The organism is Enterobacter sp. Taxon_2, assembly GCF_058355295.1.
The window spans coordinates 3,479,057-3,499,492 of the sequence record NZ_CM178024.1 but is presented as its reverse complement, the minus strand read 5'-3'; the positions used below and the strand labels follow the sequence as shown (position 1 = coordinate 3,499,492).

18 protein-coding genes and 2 tRNA genes are annotated in these 20,436 nt (G+C 53.0%); 10 read left to right on the top strand and 10 right to left on the bottom strand.

Annotated features, from left to right (window positions below):
- Positions 1 to 8 precede the first annotated feature (8 nt).
- Positions 9 to 1,424 (top strand): glutamate--tRNA ligase, encoded by a 1,416-nt coding sequence (gltX, locus tag AC4IC4_RS16580; protein WP_024907621.1) that lies wholly within the window; start codon positions 9 to 11, stop codon positions 1,422 to 1,424.
- A 38-nt stretch (positions 1,425 to 1,462) separates the two neighbouring features.
- On the opposite strand, the gene AC4IC4_RS16575 is transcribed toward gltX, so the two are convergent.
- Positions 1,463 to 1,855, bottom strand: coding sequence for a YfeC-like transcriptional regulator (locus AC4IC4_RS16575; RefSeq protein WP_032645222.1), 393 nt, complete (start codon positions 1,853 to 1,855; stop codon positions 1,463 to 1,465).
- A 1-nt stretch (position 1,856) separates the two neighbouring features.
- Positions 1,857 to 2,219 (bottom strand): YfeC-like transcriptional regulator, encoded by a 363-nt coding sequence (locus AC4IC4_RS16570; protein ID WP_048992413.1) that lies wholly within the window; start codon positions 2,217 to 2,219, stop codon positions 1,857 to 1,859.
- A gap of 217 nt (positions 2,220 to 2,436) precedes the next feature.
- Between AC4IC4_RS16570 and AC4IC4_RS16565 the strand changes: the two genes are divergently transcribed.
- The 3 genes from AC4IC4_RS16565 (at position 2,437) to AC4IC4_RS16555 (ending at position 5,034) form a co-directional block, all read left to right on the top strand.
- A tRNA-Ala gene (locus tag AC4IC4_RS16565) sits at positions 2,437 to 2,512 on the top strand.
- Between the two features lie 41 nt (positions 2,513 to 2,553).
- Positions 2,554 to 2,629 (top strand) — tRNA-Ala (locus AC4IC4_RS16560).
- A 215-nt stretch (positions 2,630 to 2,844) separates the two neighbouring features.
- The gene (locus tag AC4IC4_RS16555) at positions 2,845 to 5,034 is read left to right on the top strand and encodes a sensor domain-containing phosphodiesterase (RefSeq protein ID WP_491471541.1); all 2,190 of its coding nucleotides are present in this window, start codon (positions 2,845 to 2,847) and stop codon (positions 5,032 to 5,034) included.
- A 45-nt stretch (positions 5,035 to 5,079) separates the two neighbouring features.
- Here the strand turns inward: AC4IC4_RS16555 and AC4IC4_RS16550 are convergent, their stop codons facing one another.
- Positions 5,080 to 6,267, bottom strand: a complete 1,188-nt coding sequence (locus AC4IC4_RS16550) for a NupC/NupG family nucleoside CNT transporter (RefSeq protein ID WP_024907625.1) — start codon at positions 6,265 to 6,267, stop codon at positions 5,080 to 5,082.
- Between the two features lie 348 nt (positions 6,268 to 6,615).
- Here AC4IC4_RS16550 and AC4IC4_RS16545 point away from each other — a divergent pair, with 348 nt between their 5' ends.
- Complete coding sequence (locus AC4IC4_RS16545; RefSeq protein ID WP_491471540.1) at positions 6,616 to 7,854, top strand: Nramp family divalent metal transporter; 1,239 nt, start codon at positions 6,616 to 6,618, stop codon at positions 7,852 to 7,854.
- Positions 7,855 to 7,887: 33 nt separating this feature from the next.
- Here the strand turns inward: AC4IC4_RS16545 and AC4IC4_RS16540 are convergent, their stop codons facing one another.
- Together AC4IC4_RS16540 and mgrA are read right to left on the bottom strand one after the other, a co-directional pair.
- Positions 7,888 to 8,238, bottom strand: coding sequence for a DUF2502 domain-containing protein (locus AC4IC4_RS16540; RefSeq protein ID WP_024907627.1), 351 nt, complete (start codon positions 8,236 to 8,238; stop codon positions 7,888 to 7,890).
- A 127-nt stretch (positions 8,239 to 8,365) separates the two neighbouring features.
- Positions 8,366 to 9,364, bottom strand: a complete 999-nt coding sequence (gene mgrA, locus AC4IC4_RS16535) for an L-glyceraldehyde 3-phosphate reductase (protein ID WP_248272506.1) — start codon at positions 9,362 to 9,364, stop codon at positions 8,366 to 8,368.
- A gap of 187 nt (positions 9,365 to 9,551) precedes the next feature.
- Here mgrA and ipdC point away from each other — a divergent pair, with 187 nt between their 5' ends.
- Complete coding sequence (gene ipdC / locus AC4IC4_RS16530) at positions 9,552 to 11,210, top strand: indolepyruvate decarboxylase (RefSeq protein ID WP_491471539.1); 1,659 nt, start codon at positions 9,552 to 9,554, stop codon at positions 11,208 to 11,210.
- Here the strand turns inward: ipdC and AC4IC4_RS16525 are convergent, their stop codons facing one another.
- The gene (locus AC4IC4_RS16525; RefSeq protein ID WP_491471538.1) at positions 11,211 to 12,446 is read right to left on the bottom strand and encodes an ion channel protein; all 1,236 of its coding nucleotides are present in this window, start codon (positions 12,444 to 12,446) and stop codon (positions 11,211 to 11,213) included. It lies immediately after the preceding gene.
- A gap of 205 nt (positions 12,447 to 12,651) precedes the next feature.
- Here AC4IC4_RS16525 and glk point away from each other — a divergent pair, with 205 nt between their 5' ends.
- Positions 12,652 to 13,617, top strand: a complete 966-nt coding sequence (gene glk / locus AC4IC4_RS16520; RefSeq protein ID WP_491471537.1) for a glucokinase — start codon at positions 12,652 to 12,654, stop codon at positions 13,615 to 13,617.
- Positions 13,618 to 13,652: 35 nt separating this feature from the next.
- Here glk and AC4IC4_RS16515 read toward each other — a convergent pair whose 3' ends face one another.
- Both AC4IC4_RS16515 and AC4IC4_RS16510 read right to left on the bottom strand, forming a co-directional pair.
- On the bottom strand, positions 13,653 to 14,384 hold the full coding sequence (locus tag AC4IC4_RS16515) for a LytR/AlgR family response regulator transcription factor (protein WP_491471536.1): 732 nt from the start codon (positions 14,382 to 14,384) through the stop codon (positions 13,653 to 13,655).
- 3 nt (positions 14,385 to 14,387) lie between these two features.
- Entirely contained in the window at positions 14,388 to 16,094 is a 1,707-nt protein-coding gene (locus AC4IC4_RS16510; protein WP_491471535.1) for a LytS/YhcK type 5TM receptor domain-containing protein, read from the bottom strand.
- 385 nt (positions 16,095 to 16,479) lie between these two features.
- Here AC4IC4_RS16510 and alaC point away from each other — a divergent pair, with 385 nt between their 5' ends.
- Positions 16,480 to 17,718, top strand: a complete 1,239-nt coding sequence (gene alaC / locus AC4IC4_RS16505) for an alanine transaminase (protein WP_491471534.1) — start codon at positions 16,480 to 16,482, stop codon at positions 17,716 to 17,718.
- A gap of 52 nt (positions 17,719 to 17,770) precedes the next feature.
- Here alaC and ypdK read toward each other — a convergent pair whose 3' ends face one another.
- On the bottom strand, positions 17,771 to 17,842 hold the full coding sequence (gene ypdK, locus AC4IC4_RS16500; protein ID WP_099458937.1) for a membrane protein YpdK: 72 nt from the start codon (positions 17,840 to 17,842) through the stop codon (positions 17,771 to 17,773).
- A 358-nt stretch (positions 17,843 to 18,200) separates the two neighbouring features.
- A complete protein-coding gene (gene lpxP, locus AC4IC4_RS16495; protein WP_148770492.1) occupies positions 18,201 to 19,121 on the bottom strand; it encodes a kdo(2)-lipid IV(A) palmitoleoyltransferase in 921 nt (306 codons plus the stop codon).
- A gap of 12 nt (positions 19,122 to 19,133) precedes the next feature.
- Between lpxP and AC4IC4_RS16490 the strand changes: the two genes are divergently transcribed.
- Together AC4IC4_RS16490 and tssB are read left to right on the top strand one after the other, a co-directional pair.
- Positions 19,134 to 19,271 carry a hypothetical protein gene (locus AC4IC4_RS16490; RefSeq protein WP_159427010.1) on the top strand — a complete coding sequence of 46 codons (138 nt, stop codon included), beginning with the start codon at positions 19,134 to 19,136 and terminating at the stop codon, positions 19,269 to 19,271.
- 642 nt (positions 19,272 to 19,913) lie between these two features.
- Positions 19,914 to 20,411, top strand: a complete 498-nt coding sequence (gene tssB / locus AC4IC4_RS16485; protein ID WP_090420038.1) for a type VI secretion system contractile sheath small subunit — start codon at positions 19,914 to 19,916, stop codon at positions 20,409 to 20,411.
- The last annotated feature ends 25 nt before the right edge of the window (positions 20,412 to 20,436 follow it).

Genomic DNA, 20,436 nt, shown 5'->3' with positions numbered 1-20,436 from the left:
GCCATTTCATGAAAATCAAAACTCGCTTCGCGCCGAGCCCGACAGGCTATCTGCACGTCGGTGGTGCACGTACCGCTCTCTATTCCTGGCTTTTCGCACGCCACAACAAAGGTGAGTTCGTGCTGCGTATTGAAGACACCGATCTTGAGCGCTCCACGCCGGAAGCAATTGAAGCCATTATGGATGGGATGAACTGGCTGAATCTGGAATGGGACGAAGGCCCGTATTTCCAGACCAAACGCTTTGACCGCTATAACGCCGTCATTGATGAGATGCTGGTCGCGGGCACGGCGTATAAGTGCTACTGCTCAAAAGAGCGTCTGGATGCGCTGCGCGAAGAGCAGATGGCGAACGGTGAGAAGCCGCGTTATGACGGCCGCTGCCGCCACGACCACAGCGAGCATGCTGCTGATGAGCCTTGCGTCGTGCGTTTTGCTAACCCGCAGGATGGCTCGGTGATCTTTGACGACCAGATCCGTGGCCCGATCGAATTCAGCAACCAGGAGCTGGACGATCTGATCATCCGTCGCACCGATGGTTCCCCAACCTACAACTTCTGTGTTGTGGTTGACGACTGGGATATGGAAATTACCCACGTTGTGCGCGGTGAAGACCACATCAACAACACGCCACGTCAGATCAACATCCTGAAGGCGCTGAACGCGCCGGTGCCTGTTTATGCGCACGTCTCCATGATCAACGGTGATGACGGCAAAAAACTGTCTAAACGTCACGGTGCGGTGAGCGTCATGCAGTATCGTGACGACGGTTATCTGCCGGAAGCGCTGCTGAACTATCTGGTGCGTTTGGGCTGGGCCCACGGTGACCAGGAGATCTTCAGCCGCGAAGAGATGATCGAACTGTTCTCTCTGAGCTCTGTGAGCAAATCAGCGAGCGCATTTAATACCGACAAGCTCCTGTGGCTGAACCATCACTACATCAATACCATGCCGCCAGAATATGTGGCGACGTATCTGCAGTGGCACATTGAGCAGGCAAATATTGATACCCGCACTGGCCCTGAGCTGGCGGATCTGGTGAAACTGCTCGGCGAGCGCTGCAAAACCCTGAAAGAGATTGCCGAAAGCTGCCGCTACTTCTATGAAGAGTTTGATGCGTTCGACGCGGACGCCGCGAAGAAACACCTCCGTCCGGTTGCGCGTCAGCCGCTGGAAGTGGTGCGTGATAAGCTGGCTGCCCTCACCGAGTGGACCGCTGAGAATGTGCATCACGCCATTCAGGCGACGGCAGACGAGCTGGAAGTCGGCATGGGTAAAGTCGGTATGCCACTGCGCGTCGCGGTGACCGGTGCGGGTCAGTCTCCGGCGCTGGACGTAACGGTTCATGCCATCGGCAAGTCGCGCAGCGTGGCGCGCATTAACAAGGCGCTGGACTTCATCGCTGAACGTGAAAATCAGCAGTAATCACGTCTACAAAAACGGCAGGGTAACCTGCCGTTTTTTTATGCCTCTTTTTCCGCGATACCCAGACGTGTAAGAAAACCGTGTATACCCTCGCGTTTCAATAAAGCGTCCAGACGCTTCTGCTCTGACGGAGTCATACTCTCCAGCGTCTCAATAATGCCCGGAGACAGGTTTGAAGAGGGTCCATTATAGGCAGACGTGGCCTCCGCGAGATGGTAAACCGCCTGACGGTTACGGATCGCCGGGAGGCTTATAATATGTTCCTTCACGCGCGCATCAACATGAATGAGCCGAGCCCGACCCCCCTTTACACCGTTGAGTCCTTCCGTTTTCCACCCCTGCTGGCGTATCCAGCGATTAACCGTTTGTCTGGCAACGCCTAAACACTCCGCCAGCTCTTCCGTGGTCATTTTGCTACGTAATTTTTTCATATCAGTTCTGATCGCGAATCCCTAAACGTTGCAACAATCCGGTAATCCCTTCCCGCATTAACAGCGATGTCATCTGCTTCTGCTCTTCCGGCGTCATTTCATTGGCCAGCGTCAGGAGTAGGGTGTGAAGCGAACCGTCATGGCTGGTGCCTTCCGGCAGTTCGGACGTTTCACTTGCCCGACGTGCGCTGCGGATAAAGTCACGGACTTTTTCGTTCACATGCACCAGGCGCGCTTTCCCGCCCTGGACGCCTGGCTTTGGTGATGTAATCCAACCCTCTTTGCGTACCCATTTATTGATGGTCTGGCGGCTATAGCCAGTGAGGAGGGCTAACTCTTCTGGCGTCATTCGTTCCTTGATCATGCAATTTCCTGAATATCTGTGGGGTTAATTAACGGCTCATTTTATAGCACCGTTTTACGTGAAAACGTGACAGGCTTAACTCCTGATTACGAGCACGCTCGCAAAGTGATTCATTTGCATGATTTTTCGGCGATCGAACGACGGTCATTGATTTTGCCGTTGACACTCCGCAGCGGAATTCATATTATGCCGCCCGTCAACATGACAGCTTTACGATGGGGCTATAGCTCAGCTGGGAGAGCGCTTGCATGGCATGCAAGAGGTCAGCGGTTCGATCCCGCTTAGCTCCACCAAACTCTGAACCCAACAGAGTGCGGTTAGTAAAGTAACATGTGGGGCTATAGCTCAGCTGGGAGAGCGCTTGCATGGCATGCAAGAGGTCAGCGGTTCGATCCCGCTTAGCTCCACCAAAATTGTAAACCCTCGTCAAAAGACGAGGGTTTTTTTTATGTGTTTGTAACACCCTCTCCCGTATTTTGTTATCAAAAAGAAGGTATTCTCGTACCTCACCTCAATCGACATCAATAAAGCAGTCTATAAATAGACTTGAACTTGATTCGTGCAATTAATAAACCTATTATCCACCCGGTCAATGATTCGAACGGATAATATACTCATCAGCTTAATGAATAGAAAAACGTACAATAATGTAAAGATATTTATAATTGCCCTGACACTTTGTCTGATTGCGGTACCTGTCTCCCGTTATCTCTCCCCCCGCGCAATGGTTAATGGTCACGACGTTTATTTAGCATGGCTACCGCTAAGCGTGATGCTGGCAGTAATTCTGCTATTTGGGCGCAGGGCAATTCTTCCCATTGTGTTAGGTTTTACTGTCACTAATTTATTTTATGTTAATTTAGCACCGCTACAATATTCAGTTTTACTGTTCTGTCAGACCTTTGCGCTGTTCGCGGCGTGCGGCCTGCTGCGCCTCATGCTGGGCAAGCGCTGGCGTCACAGCATCCCTAACAAGCACATCGGGCTACGTATATTCTGGCTCGGTTTTATTGTGCCATTAGGTATTAAACTGTCGATGTATATGGCAGGCTATTTGTTTGATTTTCCGGTGACTATTTCCACCTTTTTCGGCGAAGGGACGGTAATTTATAACGTTGTGGATATACAAAGCCTGATATGTGCGGCATTGATTTTTACCATGATGTTCTATTACCCATTAAGAATGATAATTAATCCTCGTTATGCCATGACCTTCTGGCGGCGAAGCGTGAAGCCCGTGTTTAATCACAAGAATCTATTATTTATTTTTGTCTGGCTGATGCTTTTAGGCTTCATTCTCGTCATTTTATGTGGTCCTTTTGAATCACCGGTCATTGCGGGCTACTTGATGCCGCTGATTTTTATTCTTTTTACCTTAGCGATAAGCCGCCTGACCTATGCGCTTATCTCTCTGCTGTGGGCTGCATCCGCGCTCCTGCTGTTGACCTACAACTACAACTTCCTTAACGGAGTGGAATCGGGCCATTCGCTCTCTTTTATCCTGTCCGTGCTTATCTCTTTTGCTATCTGTCTGCTTTACATGTCACGAATTTACCAGCGCAGCGAGTGGCTGAAACGGGGCTGGCAGGGCAGGGCGCTGACCGATCCGCTGACCGGTTTGCCCAATATTCGTGCGCTGGAGGATTACCTCGAGATTCATCCGGAAGCCAAAGTGTGCATTCTGCGTATGGATAACCTGGAGTTTTTGAGCCGCCACTACGGGATTATCATGCGGGTCCACTGCAAACGTACGATCGCCACGTCGCTACAGCCGCTTTTGCAGAAAGATGAGACGCTCTTCCAGCTTCCGGGAAGCGAACTGGTGCTGGTATTACTGGGACCGGGAACCGCCGAACGTCTCCAGCACATGGTCGATCGGCTGAACAGCCGTAAGATTTTCTGGAACAACACCGGGCTGGATATTGAATTTGGCGCGTCCTGGGGAATGGTCGAAAACGGCGAAAAGCTGCATCACACGCTGGGACAGTTGAGCTGGCTGGCAGAGCAGGCCTGCGGAGAGCAAAACGTTCTCGCGCTCACAAATAGCCTTGAGGCGGCATCAGGCCAAACGACAGAGCGTGTCCTGATGCTGGCGCGAATTAAGCATGCCCTTGAGGCGGGGCAGTTCCATTTATACGCGCAACCGATCCAGAAGGCGGACGGGAGCGGGTATTACGAAATCCTGGCGCGTATGGAGAGCGAGGGCGAGATCTTCACCCCTGACCGCTTTATTCCGCTGATTGCCCAGTTCAACCTCAGCCATCGGTTTGATATGTGCGTCATGGAAAAATTACTGGTGTGGCTGCGCGATCACCCTGCAACGCAGGCCGGCGCCCGTTTTTCCGTCAATCTGATGCCGCTCACGCTGATGCAAAAAGAGGTGGCGAACGAGATTTGCGCGCTCTTTGAACGCTACGGCGTTGCGCCGCAGGCCGTCGTGATTGAGATCACCGAAGAGCAGGCCTTCTCAAACTCTGGCTGCAGCATCCACAATATTCAGCAGCTGCGGGATTACGGTTTCCGGATTGCCATTGATGATTTCGGTACTGGCTACGCCAACTACGAGCGTCTCAGACGTCTGCAGGCAGATATCATTAAAATTGACGGCTGTTTTGTTAAAGACATTTGTACCGACGATATGGATGCGATGATCGTCCAGTCGATGTGTAATCTGGCGAAGACGAAATCGCTGTGCGTTGTTGCGGAATATGTAGAAACACCTGAGCAGCGGGAGATGCTGCTTCGCTTCGGCGTGGATTACCTGCAGGGCTACCTGATAGGTAAACCCAAACCGCTGGAAGAGTTGCGGGCATAAAAAAACCGGGAGCCAGGCTCCCGGTTTTTTGTTTAACGATAAACGTTACAGTACCAGTGCTGCGATAGAAGCAGACAGGACGCTCACCAGCGTAGAGCCGTAAACCAGCTTCAGGCCAAAGCGAGAAACCACGTTACCCTGTTCTTCGTTCAGGCCTTTAATCGCACCCGCGATAATCCCGATTGACGAGAAGTTAGCGAAGGAGACCAGGAACACGGAGAGAATGCCTTCCGCGCGCGGAGAAAGCGTGCTGGCAATTTTCTGCAGATCCATCATCGCAACGAATTCGTTAGAAACCAGCTTGGTTGCCATGATACTGCCCACCTGCAGCGCTTCGTGAGCCGGAACACCCATCACCCATGCAACTGGGTAGAAGATGTAGCCCAGAATCCCCTGGAAGGAGATACCCAGCACCGCGGCGAACAGGGCGTTCAGGCCAGAAATCAGCGCAATGAAGCCGATCAGCATGGCGGCAACGATAATCGCCACTTTGAAACCGGCCAGAATGTACTCACCCAGCATTTCGAAGAAGCTCTGGCCTTCGTGCAGGTTTGACATCTGGATGTTCTCTTCGCTGGCGTCAACGCGGTACGGGTTGATCAGCGACAGAACGATAAAGGTGCTAAACATGTTCAGAACCAGCGCCGCAACAACATACTTTGGCTCCAGCATGGTCATATAGGCGCCCACGATAGACATGGAAACGGTAGACATTGCGGTTGCCGCCATGGTGTACATGCGGTTACGGGACATTTTGCCGAGAATATCTTTATACGCGATGAAGTTCTCAGACTGACCGAGGATCAGGGAACTGACGGCGTTAAAGGATTCCAGCTTGCCCATGCCGTTCACTTTGGATAACAGGAAGCCAATTCCACGAATAATGAACGGCAGAACGCGGATGTGCTGCAGAATACCGATCAGTGCGGAGATGAAAACGATTGGGCAGAGAACCTTCAGGAAGAAGAACGCCAGACCTTCGTCGTTCATTTTACCGAAGACAAAGTTGGTCCCTTCATTGGCGAATCCGAGCAGTTTTTCGAACATTTCGGAGAAGCCTTTTACGAAGCCGAGGCCTACGTTGGAGTTCAGGAAGAACCACGCAAGTAAAACTTCAATGACCAGCAGCTGGACAACATAACGGATACGAATTTTTTTGCGGTCTGTGCTGACCAGCAATGCGAGTGCAGTAACGACAACAAGTGCCAGGACAAAATGAAGGACGCGGTCCATATTTGCTCCAAATATGAGGCAGGTTTAATTTTCGTGCACATTCTATGTAACAAGCGAAAAGAAAACGAGATCGAGGACACACTATAGTTACATCCTGTGACGAGTCTCAAAAATAGTGATCCACAATACATTTTTGTTATGTTAGGTAAATGAGTGAAAAGTTAAGTTTGTGTGCTAGTCTTCACAAAAGCGCGCGCGATTTCAGTTTCTGTTAGATCGCCCCACTTACCCGCCCGTCTATCGTTCAAAGCTATCAGAGAAATCACTGTAAACTTCACAAATGAACTTGATAATCATTCTCATTTTGATAGCATTAAACATAGCAAAGGCTATATTTCAGAGGCAGAAATGACAAACAGTCGCGTAGAGGGTAGCAGTGGCAGAGCCGCGCGCAAGTTGCGGTTCGCATTAATGGGACCTGCGTTCATCGCTGCCATTGGCTATATCGATCCAGGTAACTTTGCGACCAATATTCAGGCCGGGGCCAGCTTCGGCTATAAGCTGCTGTGGGTGGTCGTCTGGGCTAACCTGATGGCGATGCTGATTCAGATGCTCTCTGCAAAGCTGGGGATTGCCACGGGCAAAAACCTGGCGGAGCAAATTCGCGACCATTATCCGCGTCTGGCCGTCTGGCTCTACTGGATCCAGGCGGAAATCATCGCTATGGCCACTGACCTCGCTGAGTTTATCGGCGCAGCGATCGGCTTTAAGCTGATTCTGGGCGTGTCGCTGTTGCAGGGGGCGGTACTCACCGGGATTGCCACGTTCCTGATCCTGATGCTACAGCGTCGGGGTCAAAAGCCGCTGGAGAAGGTCATTGGCGGTCTGCTGCTGTTTGTCGCGGCGGCCTATATCGTCGAGCTGATTTTCTCACAGCCGAATCTGGCGCAGCTCGCTAAAGGGATGGCGATCCCAAGCCTGCCAACCTCGGAAGCGGTGTTCCTGGCCGCCGGGGTATTGGGGGCGACCATCATGCCGCATGTGATTTACCTGCACTCCTCGCTGACGCAGCATCTCCACGGTGGGACGCGCAAAGAGCGTTACTCCGCCACCAAATGGGACGTGGCGATCGCCATGACCATCGCCGGGTTTGTCAATCTGGCGATGATGGCTACCGCAGCTGCCGCTTTCCACTTTAACGGTCACACCGGTATTGCCGATCTCGACCAGGCGTATCTCACGCTGGAGCCGCTACTGAGCCATGCTGCCGCCACGATATTTGGTCTTAGCCTGGTGGCTGCCGGTCTTTCTTCCACGGTGGTGGGCACGCTGGCAGGCCAGGTGGTGATGCAGGGGTTTGTCCGGTTCCATATTCCGCTGTGGGTGCGTCGCTCCGTCACCATGCTGCCGTCATTTGTGGTGATTCTGATGGGGCTCGACCCAACGCGAATTCTGGTCATGAGCCAGGTGCTGCTAAGCTTTGGCATCGCACTGGCGCTGGTGCCGCTGCTGATCTTTACCAGCGATAAAACCCTGATGGGCGAACTGGTCAACTCAACGCTGGTGAAACGGACCGGGTGGGCCATCGTCGTGGTGGTGGTGGCGCTGAACCTGTGGCTGCTGATTGGTACAGCGTTGGGACTCTAAAAGAAAAAGGAGCCGTGAGGCTCCTTTTTGCTGTTAGTCGTCATGACCGTGGTGGCCATGTCCGTGACCTTTGCCGCGACCCCAGCCGCCGCGACGGTCATCACGATCGTTCCACCCTTCACGGTAGCCGCGCTCGTAGGCGCTGTCTTTATACCAGCCGCGGTGTCTGCCGTTATCATGTTTCCACCAGCGGTCTCCGCGCCACTCATAGTGACGGTTCCAGTAGTCACGGTCGCGCCAGTAGCCACCGTCCCAGTATCTGCCGTAGTCATCACGATCGCCAATTTGTAATTTTACTGATGGCAACAGGGTGATTTCGCCCGCAGTGGCGATCAGCGGGGCTGAAGCCAGTAATACCGCTGCAAGAATCAGTGACCTGAACATACTCTTTCTCCTTCACGATCGGGGCCTTTGTGGGGCCTGTTAACGCAATTTTACGAGTTGGTAAAGCCTCGTTTCATCGCCTCAACTCCGAATTCCTGAGGGAGAGCACTTTTTGCTAAAAGTGGTTCTATTTTGAGCTGTTCAGAATGCCTTCTATACGGGACAGTTCTTCCGCAGAGAAATGGCGGTTTGCCAGCATGCCCACGGCGTCATCAATCTGCGACGCTTTACTTGCCCCAATCAGTACTGACGTCACATTCTCATGGCGTAATACCCAGGCCAGCGCCATCTGGGACAGCTTCTGGCCGCGCTCTTCCGCAATGGCATTCAGCTTTCTAACCTTCTCCAGCTTCTCTTCGGTTATCTGGTCAGGGTTAAGGAACTTACTGCCGCTTGCCGCGCGTGAGTCTGCCGGAATGCCGTTCAGATAGCGGTTGGTCAGTTGCCCGCCGGCCAGCGGCGAGAAGGGAATACAGCCAACCCCTTTTTCCTGCAGCACGTTCAGCAGTCCCGCTTCCGGCGCACGTTCAAAGAGGGAGTATTTCGGTTGGTGGATCAGGCAGGGCGTACCGAGGTCATTAAGAATATCAATCGCCTGGCGAGCCAGAACAGCCGGGTAGTTGGATAACCCGACATACAGAGCTTTTCCCTGGCGCACCACATGGTCAAGCGCTTTCATGGTTTCCTGCAGCGGCGTTTCCGGATCTGGCCGGTGATGATAGAAGATATCCACATACTCCAGCCCCATGCGCTTCAGGCTTTGATCGAGGCTTGCCAGCAGATATTTGCGTGATCCCCAGTCGCCGTAAGGCCCCTCCCACATGGTATAACCCGCTTTGGTAGAGACGATCAGCTCATCGCGCCAGGGCAGGAAATCCTCCTGCAAAATACGGCCGAAATTACGTTCGGCCGATCCGGGAGGCGGGCCATAGTTGTTGGCAAGGTCGAAATGCGTAATGCCCAGATCGAACGCACGCTGTAAAAGTTGACGGCTGTTTTCGATAAGGGTGGTGTCACCAAAATTATGCCACAGCCCAAGCGAGATGGCGGGCAACCTGAGCCCGCTTTGCCCGCAGCGGCGATACTCCATTGTCCCGTAACGATTTTTATCCGGCTGATAACCCATTTTCGTAACCTCTGGCGCTGAAGTAAAAAATCAGTGTATGCGTTTACATTTACGTGAAAAAAAGCAGCATAGCGCAGCCTTTTTTGTAAAGCATTCTTTCCATGGTCTTCTTATCGCCAATTCTGGACAGCCATCACGCTTATTTAATACTCAAGGTGAGGTCAAAACATTAGAAGGATACCTGTTTATGCGTACCCCATACTGCGTCGCCGATTACCTGCTGGACCGTCTTACAGATTGTGGAGCCGATCATCTGTTTGGCGTGCCGGGCGACTATAACCTGCAGTTTCTCGACCATGTGATAGACAGCCCGGATATCTGTTGGGTGGGCTGTGCCAACGAATTAAACGCCTCTTACGCCGCTGACGGATATGCCCGATGTAAGGGCTTCGCCGCGCTGCTGACGACATTTGGCGTAGGAGAGTTAAGCGCCATGAACGGCATTGCGGGCAGCTACGCCGAGCACGTTCCGGTCTTGCATATTGTGGGTGCGCCGGGTACGGCGTCACAGCAAAGAGGTGAGCTGCTGCACCATACGCTGGGCGACGGTGAGTTTCGTCATTTTTACCATATGAGCGAACCGATCACCGCTGCACAGGCGATCCTGACCGAACAAAACGCCTGTTATGAAATCGACCGGGTATTAACGACCATGCTCCGGGAACGTCGTCCCGGCTATCTGATGCTGCCCGCCGACGTGGCTAAAAAGGCCGCCACACCGCCTGTAAACGCTCTCACGCTCCGGCACTCGCATGCCGATAACGCCTGCCTGAAAGCGTTCCGGGATGCCGCAGAGAACAGGCTTGCCAGGAGCAAGCGTACTGCGCTGCTGGCCGATTTCCTTGTCCTGCGCCATGGCCTGAAGCATGCGCTACAGAAATGGGTCAAGGACGTGCCGATGGCGCACGCCACCATGCTGATGGGTAAAGGCATATTTGACGAGCGTCACGCCGGTTTTTACGGCACGTACAGCGGTTCGGCGAGCGCAGGCGCGGTAAAAGAGGCGATTGAAGGGGCGGATACCGTGCTGTGCATCGGCACGCGATTTACCGATACCCTGACCGCCGGCTTCACGCATCAGCTTACCCCGGCTCAAACGATAGAAGTTCAGCCTCACGCCTCACGCGTCGGTGATATCTGGTTTACCGGCATCCCCATGCTTCAGGCAATCGAAACGCTGGTGGAGCTGTGTAAACAGCACGTGCACGATACGCCGGTACCGGCCTCTCAAAGCGCGATGGCCTACCCGCAGCCGGATGGCTCGCTGACGCAGGAGAATTTCTGGAAAACGTTGCAGACGTTTATCCGCCCGGGAGACATCATTCTTGCGGATCAGGGCACCTCGGCCTTCGGCGCGATCGACCTTCGTCTGCCGGCTGACGTGAATTTTATCGTCCAGCCGCTGTGGGGATCGATCGGCTATACGCTGGCGGCGGCATTTGGCGCGCAAACGGCCTGCCCGAACCGGCGCGTGATTGTGCTGACGGGGGATGGCGCGGCGCAGCTCACTATTCAGGAGCTAGGCTCGATGCTGCGGGATAAACAGCACCCCATCATTCTGGTTCTGAACAACGAAGGGTACACGGTAGAAAGGGCGATCCACGGGCCTGAGCAGCGGTATAACGACATTGCGCTATGGAACTGGACGCAAATCCCGCAGGCACTGAGCCTTGAGCCTCAGGCCGAGTGCTGGCGGGTCAGTGAAGCGGAGCAGCTGGCGGACGTCCTTGAAAAAGTGGCGCACCACGAGCGGCTCTCGCTGATTGAGGTGATGCTGCCGAAAGCAGATATCCCACCGCTGCTGGGGGCGCTTACCAAAGCGCTGGAAGCGCGCAATAACGCCTGACTACTTGTCGTTTCGCCAGACCATCATCATCGGTTTGCCCGCCAGCAGGAGCCAGGCGGGCAACATCACGATACAAAGCAGAGGGAAAAGCGTCGAATCCGGTACGACTACCGCCGCCATGAACAGGCTGAGCCACGCGTCGCGCGTGACTACCAGAACCAGTCCCAGAATAGAGCAGGAGACGGTAATCGCCGCCGGCACCGCATCGACATGTTCGTGCAGCATCAGCCCCAGCGCGACGCCGACAAAGACCGCCGGGAAGATGCGTCCACCGCGGAAACCGCAGGCGGCCGCCACCACCAGCGCTGCCAGCTTGATTACGGCAAACAGCAGATAGTCGGAGACGCTAAATACCTGGCTGAAGGCCAGCTGCTGCATCTCGTCCAGACCTTTAAACAGCGTCACCGGCCCACCGATTGCCCCTAAAATACCGAGGATCAAACCGCCGGCCCCCAGAATTAACACCGGGTGTTTGAGTTTATGCATTAGCCGGTGCAGACGTGGAAGGCACCATACCGCCACCATCCCCAGCGCAATGGCGATAGCGACGACGATGGCGCCGCTGAAGATATCGGCGATTTGCATCTGGCCGTAGTGGGGGAGTGAGAGTGAAAAATGGGGATGGAAAAACAGGCTGGTGGTCAACGCCCCGGCGGCGGCGGCCATCAGCGGCGCAAAGAGTTTATCCCAAAGGGGGACGTCGTTATTGCTGCTGAGCGTCTGCGAAAAGATCAGTGCGGCAGCGACGGGTGTACCGAAAAGCGCCCCGATGGTGCCTGCGGAGGCGAGAATGGTCCAGTCCAGCGCGCCGACGCGGGGCAAAATGCGTGAACCGAGGAAAACCGCCAGGCTAATGTTGACCGCCATAATCGGATGCTCTGGTCCCAGGCTGACGCCACCGGCCAGACCGAGAATCAACGCGATAATCAGCCCCGGCAGTGCTGAAGGAGAAACCGGGGCACCAATCAGCGGTTCCTGTGCCGGGTCTGGTCCAGCATGGCCAGGACTGAAACGGATCACCAGGCCCACCGCAATACCGGTCAACGTTAGCATCACAACGATCCAGGCAGGGGAGTCAGCGGTGACGCCCAGTCCTGCAGGAAGTGCGTTCCATAATAGTGTTTGCAGCACCGACGCGACTTTCATCACGACAATGAGCACCAGGCTTGAAACCACGCCAATGATTAGCGCCGGAATGGCCAGCAACAGCATGGTTCTGGCTCGCGGGTGGAGCATGATGATTTCCTTGTACAAAACGGTATTACGTTACTTTGCACATTAAGCTTTATGGCAATAGTGCAAAAGGTGCTGAAACGGTAAAGTTATTCTGTGACGAAGATCGATAATCCATGGGCATTCACCTTACGGCCGTTGTTGTTATCACGCCTTGAATTTACAGTGTCCCAAAGATTTATTCTGACTTTAGCGGAGCAGTAGAAGAATGACAAAGTATGCTTTGGTAGGTGATGTGGGCGGCACAAACGCGCGCCTCGCATTATGCGATGTAAGTAGCGGTGAAATTTCCCGGGCGAAAACCTACTCAGGGCTGGATTATCCAAGCCTTGAGGCCGTTGTCCGCGTCTATCTGGACGAGCATCAGGTTAGCGTTGAAGATGGCTGCATCGCCATTGCCTGCCCGATAACCGGCGACTGGGTCGCAATGACCAACCATACCTGGGCATTCTCCATCGCCGAGATGAAAAAAAACCTCGGCTTTGCGCATCTTGAAATCATCAATGACTTCACCGCGGTGTCCATGGCGATCCCGATGCTGAAGCCGGAGCATCTGATCCAGTTTGGCGGCACTGAACCTGTCGAAGGTAAGCCGATTGCGGTTTACGGGGCCGGTACCGGCCTGGGCGTTTCACATCTGGTGCACGTTGCTCAGCGCTGGGTGAGCCTGCCGGGTGAAGGCGGCCACGTAGACTTTGCGCCAAACAGCGAAGAAGAGGGCATTATCCTTGAAGAATTACGCGCTGAGATCGGCCACGTCTCCGCCGAGCGTGTCCTTTCGGGTCCGGGGCTGGTGAACCTGTACCGTGCGATTGTGAAATCTGACGGTCGTCTGCCGGAAAACCTGCAGCCGAAAGACGTCACCGAACGCGCGCTGGCGGACAGTTGCATTGATTGCCGTCGTGCCCTGTCGCTGTTTTGCGTGATTATGGGACGCTTCGGCGGCAACCTGGCGCTGACGCTGGGCACCTTCGGGGGCGTTTATATCGCAGGCGGAATTGTGCCGCGCTTCCTCGACTTCTTCAAAGCCTCGGGCTTCCGCGGCGGGTTTGAAGATAAAGGGCGTTTCAGAAGCTACGTGCAGGACATTCCGGTTTATCTGATCGTGCATGATAACCCTGGCCTGCTGGGGTCGGGTGCCCACCTGCGTCAGGTTCTCGGTCAAATTCTCTGATGCATGGCCCTCTCCTACGGGAGAGGGCTTTTTCTTTACAGGTGCATCAGCTGTCGGAACTCTTTCACCTTGCTGCGGCTCACCGGCACCTGAAAATCCAGATCCTTCAGACGCAAAATGTAGGTGTTGTTAAACCAGGGTTCGATTTCGCGGATCTTGTTTAAATTCACGCAGAACGACCGGTGGCAGCGGAAAAAGTGCGACGCAGGCAGCTTGCTGCAAAACTCGGTGATGTTCATCGCCACCACGTAAGATTCCCGCCGCGTATAGACAAACGTCATCTTTTCATGGGCTTCGGCATAGTAGATATCATTGACCGGCGTCACGATGATGCGCTCATCTTTGACCAGATTAATGGTGTCGTTTTCCCGTACCGTTGGGGTGGCGCTAGCGGGGGCGGTCTGCTGCTGCCATGCGGCCTCCAGCTTTTGCAGCATGCTGACAATCCGCGACTCCTGGTAAGGCTTAAGGATATAGTCAAACGCCTCCAGCTCGAAGGCCTCTACGGCGTGCTCTTTCCATGCGGTAACGAAAACAATAAACGGCTTATGGGCAAACTGATTGATGTTTTGCGCCAGCAATACGCCATCCAGCGACGGAATGTTGATATCCAGGAAGATGGCGTCGACCCGGTTATGCTGCAAAAACTTCAGCACGTCCAGACCATCATCAAACGTACCCACAATCTCCATCTGGCTGTGGGTGTTGATAAGCCAGGTGAGTTCCTGTTGAGCCAGGAATTCATCTTCTACGATGATAACTTTCATGGGTTACTCCACCTGGGGCAACAGTGATGTTGTCGAATGAACGGTAGAACGCTCATTCGGGACGTAAAAAGCAATTTCGGTGCCCGGCTCAAGACGCTGAATATGCAGTCCGTCGCCGTAAAGCAGCTTGACCCGGTGGTGCACGTTCAGCAGGCCGATTTTATTCCCGGGCATCTCGTTAGACTCCACGCGCTCAATGACTTTTGGGTCAATCCCGTGGCCGGTATCGCGCACGGCAATGCGTACCCGGTTACCGCTTTCGGTGATGCTGATGGTGACCACTCCTTTGCCTTTACAGGGCTGAATGCCGTGAACAATCGCGTTTTCGACCAGCGGCTGGATAAGCAGGCTCGGGATCACGCAGTTGACCTCTTCATCAATATCGTAAATGACCGTGAGCTTGTCACCAAAGCGCGCCTGTTCAATGGCGATGTAATCCTTGATCTGATACAGCTCTTTTTTGATGTCGATCTGCTCGTCATCTTTCAGCTCGATGTTGTAGCGCAGATAGCGGGACAGGTTAAAAATCAGCTGGCGCGCGGTGTCCGGATTAAGACGAATGGACGAGGAGATCGCGTTCAGCGCGTTAAACAGGAAATGGGGATTGATTTTGCTCTGCAGCGCGCGCAGCTCTGCCTTATTTGCCATCTCACGCAGCTGTTCTGCACGGGAGACTTCCAGCTGAGTGGAGATAATCTGCGACAGGCCAATCGCCATCTCCTGCAGGGAGGAGGTGATCTGATGCGCGTGACAGTAATAAATTTTCAGCGTGCCCGTCACGACGCCTTTCTCCCACAGCGGGATCACCAGCATGGAGTGGATTTCCGGCGTTCTGTGGGCTTCGTCATTGTTTTTAATAATGATTTTACCGTAATTGATCGCCTGTCTGGTGGTCGGGCTGATGGTGTCATCATTATCGCGATAGTTGTGTTCCCCGACGCCAACGTAGGCCAGCACGTGGTCAATATTGGTGATGGCGACGGCGTCTGCGTGGATGTCGTGGCGGATAATCTCGCAGACCTGACGCAACGATTCCGCGTTAACGTGGCGGAAAAGCGGCAGCGTTTTGTTGGCGATATCCAGCGCCAGCTTGGCCTGACGGGCGGCGCTGGCCTCTTTTTCCCCTTCAACGCTTTGCACCAGCAGCACGATAAAACCGATGCACACGCTGCCCAGGATCATCGGAATCCCGATTTTCGAGACGATATCCAGCCCCAGCGCGGTGGTGGGGGCCCAGACGACGACCAGGATCATAGTCAGCGTTTCGCACACCATGCCTGCGACGATCCCGGCGCGCCAGCGCTGTTTTTTCGGGATTTTGCGGCTGATCCAGCCGGAGAGCACCCCGGCGATAATGCTGGTAATAAAGCACGGCACCGCCGTTACGCCGCCGATATCAATCAGGTAGCGATGGGTTCCGGCAATCACGCCGGTGATAACGCCCACCCACGGGCCAAACAAAATTCCGCCGGACATCACGGCGATAATGCGCACGTTAACCAGCGAGCCCTCTACCGGCACGCCTGACCAGGTGCTGAACAGGGCGAACAGCGAAAAGATGGCGGTAACGGCCAGCAGCTCTTTTGGCGAGTGGGCGGATTTGTGCAACAGCTCGCGAAACAGGCGAATGCGGATGAGGAAGAACAGGCAAATCAGCATTAATGCCGCACGGTCAAAAACCGCCAGCAGCATAGTGAATATTTCGTGCACGAGTAGACCTGGGAAAACGGGAAAGAACCATGATAAAAAACCTGGCGCGTATTGACCAGCTATCCGTCAGGTTTATCAAATGAGGAAAAACCATAATTCTTAAAGGGGATTGTCCGGCGGTAACGGACACGGCCTGATTTTTTATAGCCAGCGCATCGTCAGGTAACTGTTTTGATATCATCCTGTTAAATAACGGCTATCAGAAAGCCAACCCTGAAACAGGGGCTTCCGCTTTTGGCACTGCCGGGTTCCGGTTTTCAGGCGATCGCTTTTTTTTCATTTCCCTCTCGACAGCATGATTTTTTTCAGGTTATTTTCTAAGCATGCCACATCGGTGGCAGCGTCGCTCGGACGGTCCGGGCGCTAACGTTAATCTGAGGAATCTATGGCTGAATTCAGTCCTGAACGCCGTTTTACGCGTATCGATCGTCTCCCCCCTTATGTTTTCAATATCACTGCTGAACTGAAAATGGCTGCGCGTCGGCGCGGCGAAGATATCATTGATTTCAGCATGGGTAACCCTGACGGCCCAACGCCGCCGCATATCGTTGAAAAGCTCTGCACGGTTGCCCAGCGTCCGGATACGCACGGCTACTCGACCTCTCGCGGTATTCCCAGATTGCGTCGCGCGATCTCGCGCTGGTATCAGGATCGCTATCAGGTTGATATCGATCCGGAAAGTGAAGCGATTGTCACCATCGGCTCGAAAGAGGGGCTGGCACACCTGATGCTGGCCACGCTGGATCATGGCGATACGGTGCTGGTGCCTAATCCAAGCTATCCGATCCACATCTACGGCGCGGTGATTGCCGGGGCGCAGGTCCGTTCCGTTCCGCTGGTGGAAGGTGTCGATTTCTTTAACGAACTTGAGCGTGCGATTCGCGAAAGTTATCCGAAACCGAAGATGATGATCCTCGGTTTCCCGTCGAACCCAACGGCCCAGTGCGTGGAGCTCGATTTCTTCGAGAAAGTCGTCGCCCTGGCTAAACGTTATGACGTGCTGGTGGTTCATGATTTAGCCTACGCTGACATCGTCTATGACGGCTGGAAAGCCCCTTCCATTATGCAGGTCTCGGGGGCGCGTGACGTGGCGGTAGAGTTCTTTACGCTGTCAAAAAGCTACAACATGGCGGGCTGGCGTATTGGCTTTATGGTGGGTAACAAAACGCTGGTGAGTGCCCTGGCGCGCATTAAGAGTTACCACGACTACGGTACCTTCACGCCGCTACAGGTCGCGGCTATCGCTGCCCTGGAAGGCGACCAGCAGTGCGTTCACGAGATTGCCGCCCAGTATAAGCGCCGCCGTGACGTGCTGGTAAAGGGCTTGCATGAAGCGGGCTGGATGGTGGAAATGCCGAAGGCGTCCATGTACGTCTGGGCGAAAATTCCGGAGCCGTACGCGGCGATGGGATCGCTGGAGTTTGCCAAAAAGCTGCTGCAGGATGCGAAGGTGTGTGTGTCACCGGGCATTGGCTTTGGTGATTACGGCGACACCCATGTGCGATTTGCCCTGATTGAAAACAGCGATCGTATCCGTCAGGCGGTGAGGGGCATCAAGAGTATGTTCCGGGCCGACGGTCTTCTCACTTCAAAGAGCGTCGCTGAACATCCCGCGTCGTCATGACATAAAAAAACAGGAGCCGATGGCTCCTGTTTTTTTGACTGCATGTTCTTCACTAGATCATCAGGGCAAAGGTTCCGGCCCAGACTAAAACAATCACCGAAATGCCCATAAAGAAATATTTCACGTTTCATCGCTCCGCGTATCTTGTGGTACGCATTTAAAAACAGAGTCCACCTGATTATAGAGAACTGAAATCCGGTCAAAACGGAAATGAGAATTTTCCCGTTACGCCGTTAACTCCAGTTCAGAATTCTGTGCTTTCCTGTTGCCAGACGGCGCTAATGTACGCCTAAAAATGAGGGGTGACAAGAGGCATTTTTTTAAATAATTTCCGTCACTTACGAGTGTCGTGGAACGGCGACAGTTTAATTTCGCATCGTAATAAATTCACTTTGGGCGAAGCAATGAAAGAGGGCTTCTCAACGGGATGACAGGTGATTGAAAAGGTTAGTTTCTTAGCGAAACTAACCTTCCTGAAAGACTTAAATATAGAGCGAGGCTTCGCCAAGAGGGCGGGTTTTGAAACGGCGATGCATCCACAGATACTGCTCTGGCGCACGCATGATTTCAGTTTCGATGACTTTATTGATAAACGCTGCGGCTTCGCACTCGTTTTCCGGATAGTTAGCCATTTCAGGGGAGATGTGCAGACGATAGCCTGACTTATCTGCTTTTCTCACCATCGTTACGGTCAGCATGGAGGCGCCCGACAGACGCGAAATAACAAAGGTGCCGTTAGTCGTCGCAACGTCTTTAACGGCAAAGAATGGCGCAAAGCTGCTGCCTTTACGTCCATAATCCTGATCGGGTGCAAACCAGACGGCTTCACCTTTCTTCAGAGCACCGACCATACCGCGCAGGTTATTACGGCTGATCATCGCCTTATTGGAACGCATGCGGCCTCGCGTCTGTACCCACTCCATCAGCGCACTGTTGTGCGGTCTGTAGGTTGCCATCATTGGCTGACAAAGCCCCATCACGCGGCCGCCCAGCTCCAGCGACATAAAGTGAACGCCAACGACCATCACGCCGCGTTTTTGCATCTGCGCGCGCTTAAGATTATCCAGGCCTTCCACGTCAAACCACTTGCGGACACGCTCATCCGGCCAGAACCAGGCCATGCCGGTTTCAAGCAGCGCCATGCCGATGGATTTGAAGTTTTCAGCGATGAGTTTCTCGCGCTCATCAGCATTGTACTGCGGAAAACAAAGCTCAAGATTTTTACGCGCGATGGATTCGCGACGTTTCAGGAAAACGCGGGAAGCGCTGCCCAGTTTCGATCCCAGTAAACGCAGAACAGGGTACGGAAGTTGAACCAGCAGCCAGAGTACGCCAAGACCAAACCATGTAAACCAGTAACGCGGGTGTAAAAACGCGCGTTGAAATTTGGATTGAGACAAAATAGTAAAACCTATGTGAAGCCTGTAAAGGTAGCGCAGAGTTTGCGATACGACGTGCCGATAAGACCGTTCTTCAAGGTGATGGTTGCAGGCTTTACCGAACTTTACGGCGTTGCCTGGCCACTGCTGATTTGGGCGGGCGGCGTAATGTAGCACCGTTATACGATATGTGCTATTACTCGTTTTTGATTAAAAAAGCGGCAGTTTGGAAGGTGCTTGATTTTACAGATTTTATAATCACTCGCATGCAAGAGTATGCCGTCTGCCCTATCCGGGAAGAGAGAGCATCTTCTGATGAGGGTGTGTGGATAAAAGAGCAGCGTACTTATTCGTGACCGATTACGCACTTGTGAAGTTTATTTGTCGCTTCCACATTCGCGAATAGGAAAATTCCATGTGAAAATTCTCATGTATTATTTATGCAACCAATAATTCAGTTTGTATCCATTATTGAAAAGCATTCTGTTTTTATCGTGCTGCAATAATATATTGCCCTCAATTCATGATTTTTGGCCTCAACATTTTGATGCAAATCAATATAACGTATTTTTCCTGGTGCCTATCTGTATGCGATCATTTTTTCGATACAAATATTCGGTTTGCATACCAAAAGCAGTGTCTTTTTCTGAGATTGCAGAGTAATTCGCCATAATGTTTTAGTGGAAAATTCTTAAGAAATTTCTTATCTCAGATAAAAGATCTGTGTATTTGATTTTGATTCGATCATTATTCTATTATTGCGCATCAAGAACGATACCGTGAAGTTGGTATAGCAAAACAAAAAGGGGTGATGAGATGGCTGACAGTTTTCAGAATGAGGTGCCTAAGGCACGTATTAACCTGAAGCTTGATCTGCATACTGGCGGGGCAAGCAAGAAAATGGAATTGCCATTGAAATTACTGGTTACAGGTGATTTCAGTAATGGGCGGGAGTCTTCTTCAATATCTGAGCGTGAAAAAGTTAACATCACGAAAAATAATTTTGATAGCGTTCTTTCCGAATATTCCCCAAAAGTTAATCTGGCCGTTAAAAATACGCTGTCTGACGATGGTGGTGAGGACAACATTCAGCTGACTTTCCAGAGCATGAAAGATTTCACGCCAGAGCAGGTGGCAGCCCAAATTCCACAGCTGAAGGCGATGCTGGCGATGCGCAACTTGCTCCGCGATCTGAAAGCCAACCTGCTGGATAACCAGACTTTCCGAAAAGAGCTGGAGAAAATCGTTCTTGACCAGTCACTTAGTGCTGAGTTGCGAAATGAACTATCCGCACTGGCTTCAAAAAAACCTTAACCATCATGCTGTTTTAACGGATTAA

What these genes read in the sequence shown, in the direction of transcription:
- gltX (WP_024907621.1), top strand. Translation starts at nt 9, where the DNA reads ATGAAAATCAAAACTCGCTTCGCGCCGAGCCCGACAGGCTATCTGCAC.
- AC4IC4_RS16575 (WP_032645222.1), bottom strand. Translation starts at nt 1,855, where the DNA reads ATGAAAAAATTACGTAGCAAAATGACCACGGAAGAGCTGGCGGAGTGT.
- AC4IC4_RS16570 (WP_048992413.1), bottom strand. Translation starts at nt 2,219, where the DNA reads ATGATCAAGGAACGAATGACGCCAGAAGAGTTAGCCCTCCTCACTGGC.
- AC4IC4_RS16555 (WP_491471541.1), top strand. Translation starts at nt 2,845, where the DNA reads ATGAATAGAAAAACGTACAATAATGTAAAGATATTTATAATTGCCCTG.
- AC4IC4_RS16550 (WP_024907625.1), bottom strand. Translation starts at nt 6,267, where the DNA reads ATGGACCGCGTCCTTCATTTTGTCCTGGCACTTGTTGTCGTTACTGCA.
- AC4IC4_RS16545 (WP_491471540.1), top strand. Translation starts at nt 6,616, where the DNA reads ATGACAAACAGTCGCGTAGAGGGTAGCAGTGGCAGAGCCGCGCGCAAG.
- AC4IC4_RS16540 (WP_024907627.1), bottom strand. Translation starts at nt 8,238, where the DNA reads ATGTTCAGGTCACTGATTCTTGCAGCGGTATTACTGGCTTCAGCCCCG.
- mgrA (WP_248272506.1), bottom strand. Translation starts at nt 9,364, where the DNA reads ATGGGTTATCAGCCGGATAAAAATCGTTACGGGACAATGGAGTATCGC.
- ipdC (WP_491471539.1), top strand. Translation starts at nt 9,552, where the DNA reads ATGCGTACCCCATACTGCGTCGCCGATTACCTGCTGGACCGTCTTACA.
- AC4IC4_RS16525 (WP_491471538.1), bottom strand. Translation starts at nt 12,446, where the DNA reads ATGCTCCACCCGCGAGCCAGAACCATGCTGTTGCTGGCCATTCCGGCG.
- glk (WP_491471537.1), top strand. Translation starts at nt 12,652, where the DNA reads ATGACAAAGTATGCTTTGGTAGGTGATGTGGGCGGCACAAACGCGCGC.
- AC4IC4_RS16515 (WP_491471536.1), bottom strand. Translation starts at nt 14,384, where the DNA reads ATGAAAGTTATCATCGTAGAAGATGAATTCCTGGCTCAACAGGAACTC.
- alaC (WP_491471534.1), top strand. Translation starts at nt 16,480, where the DNA reads ATGGCTGAATTCAGTCCTGAACGCCGTTTTACGCGTATCGATCGTCTC.
- tssB (WP_090420038.1), top strand. Translation starts at nt 19,914, where the DNA reads ATGGCTGACAGTTTTCAGAATGAGGTGCCTAAGGCACGTATTAACCTG.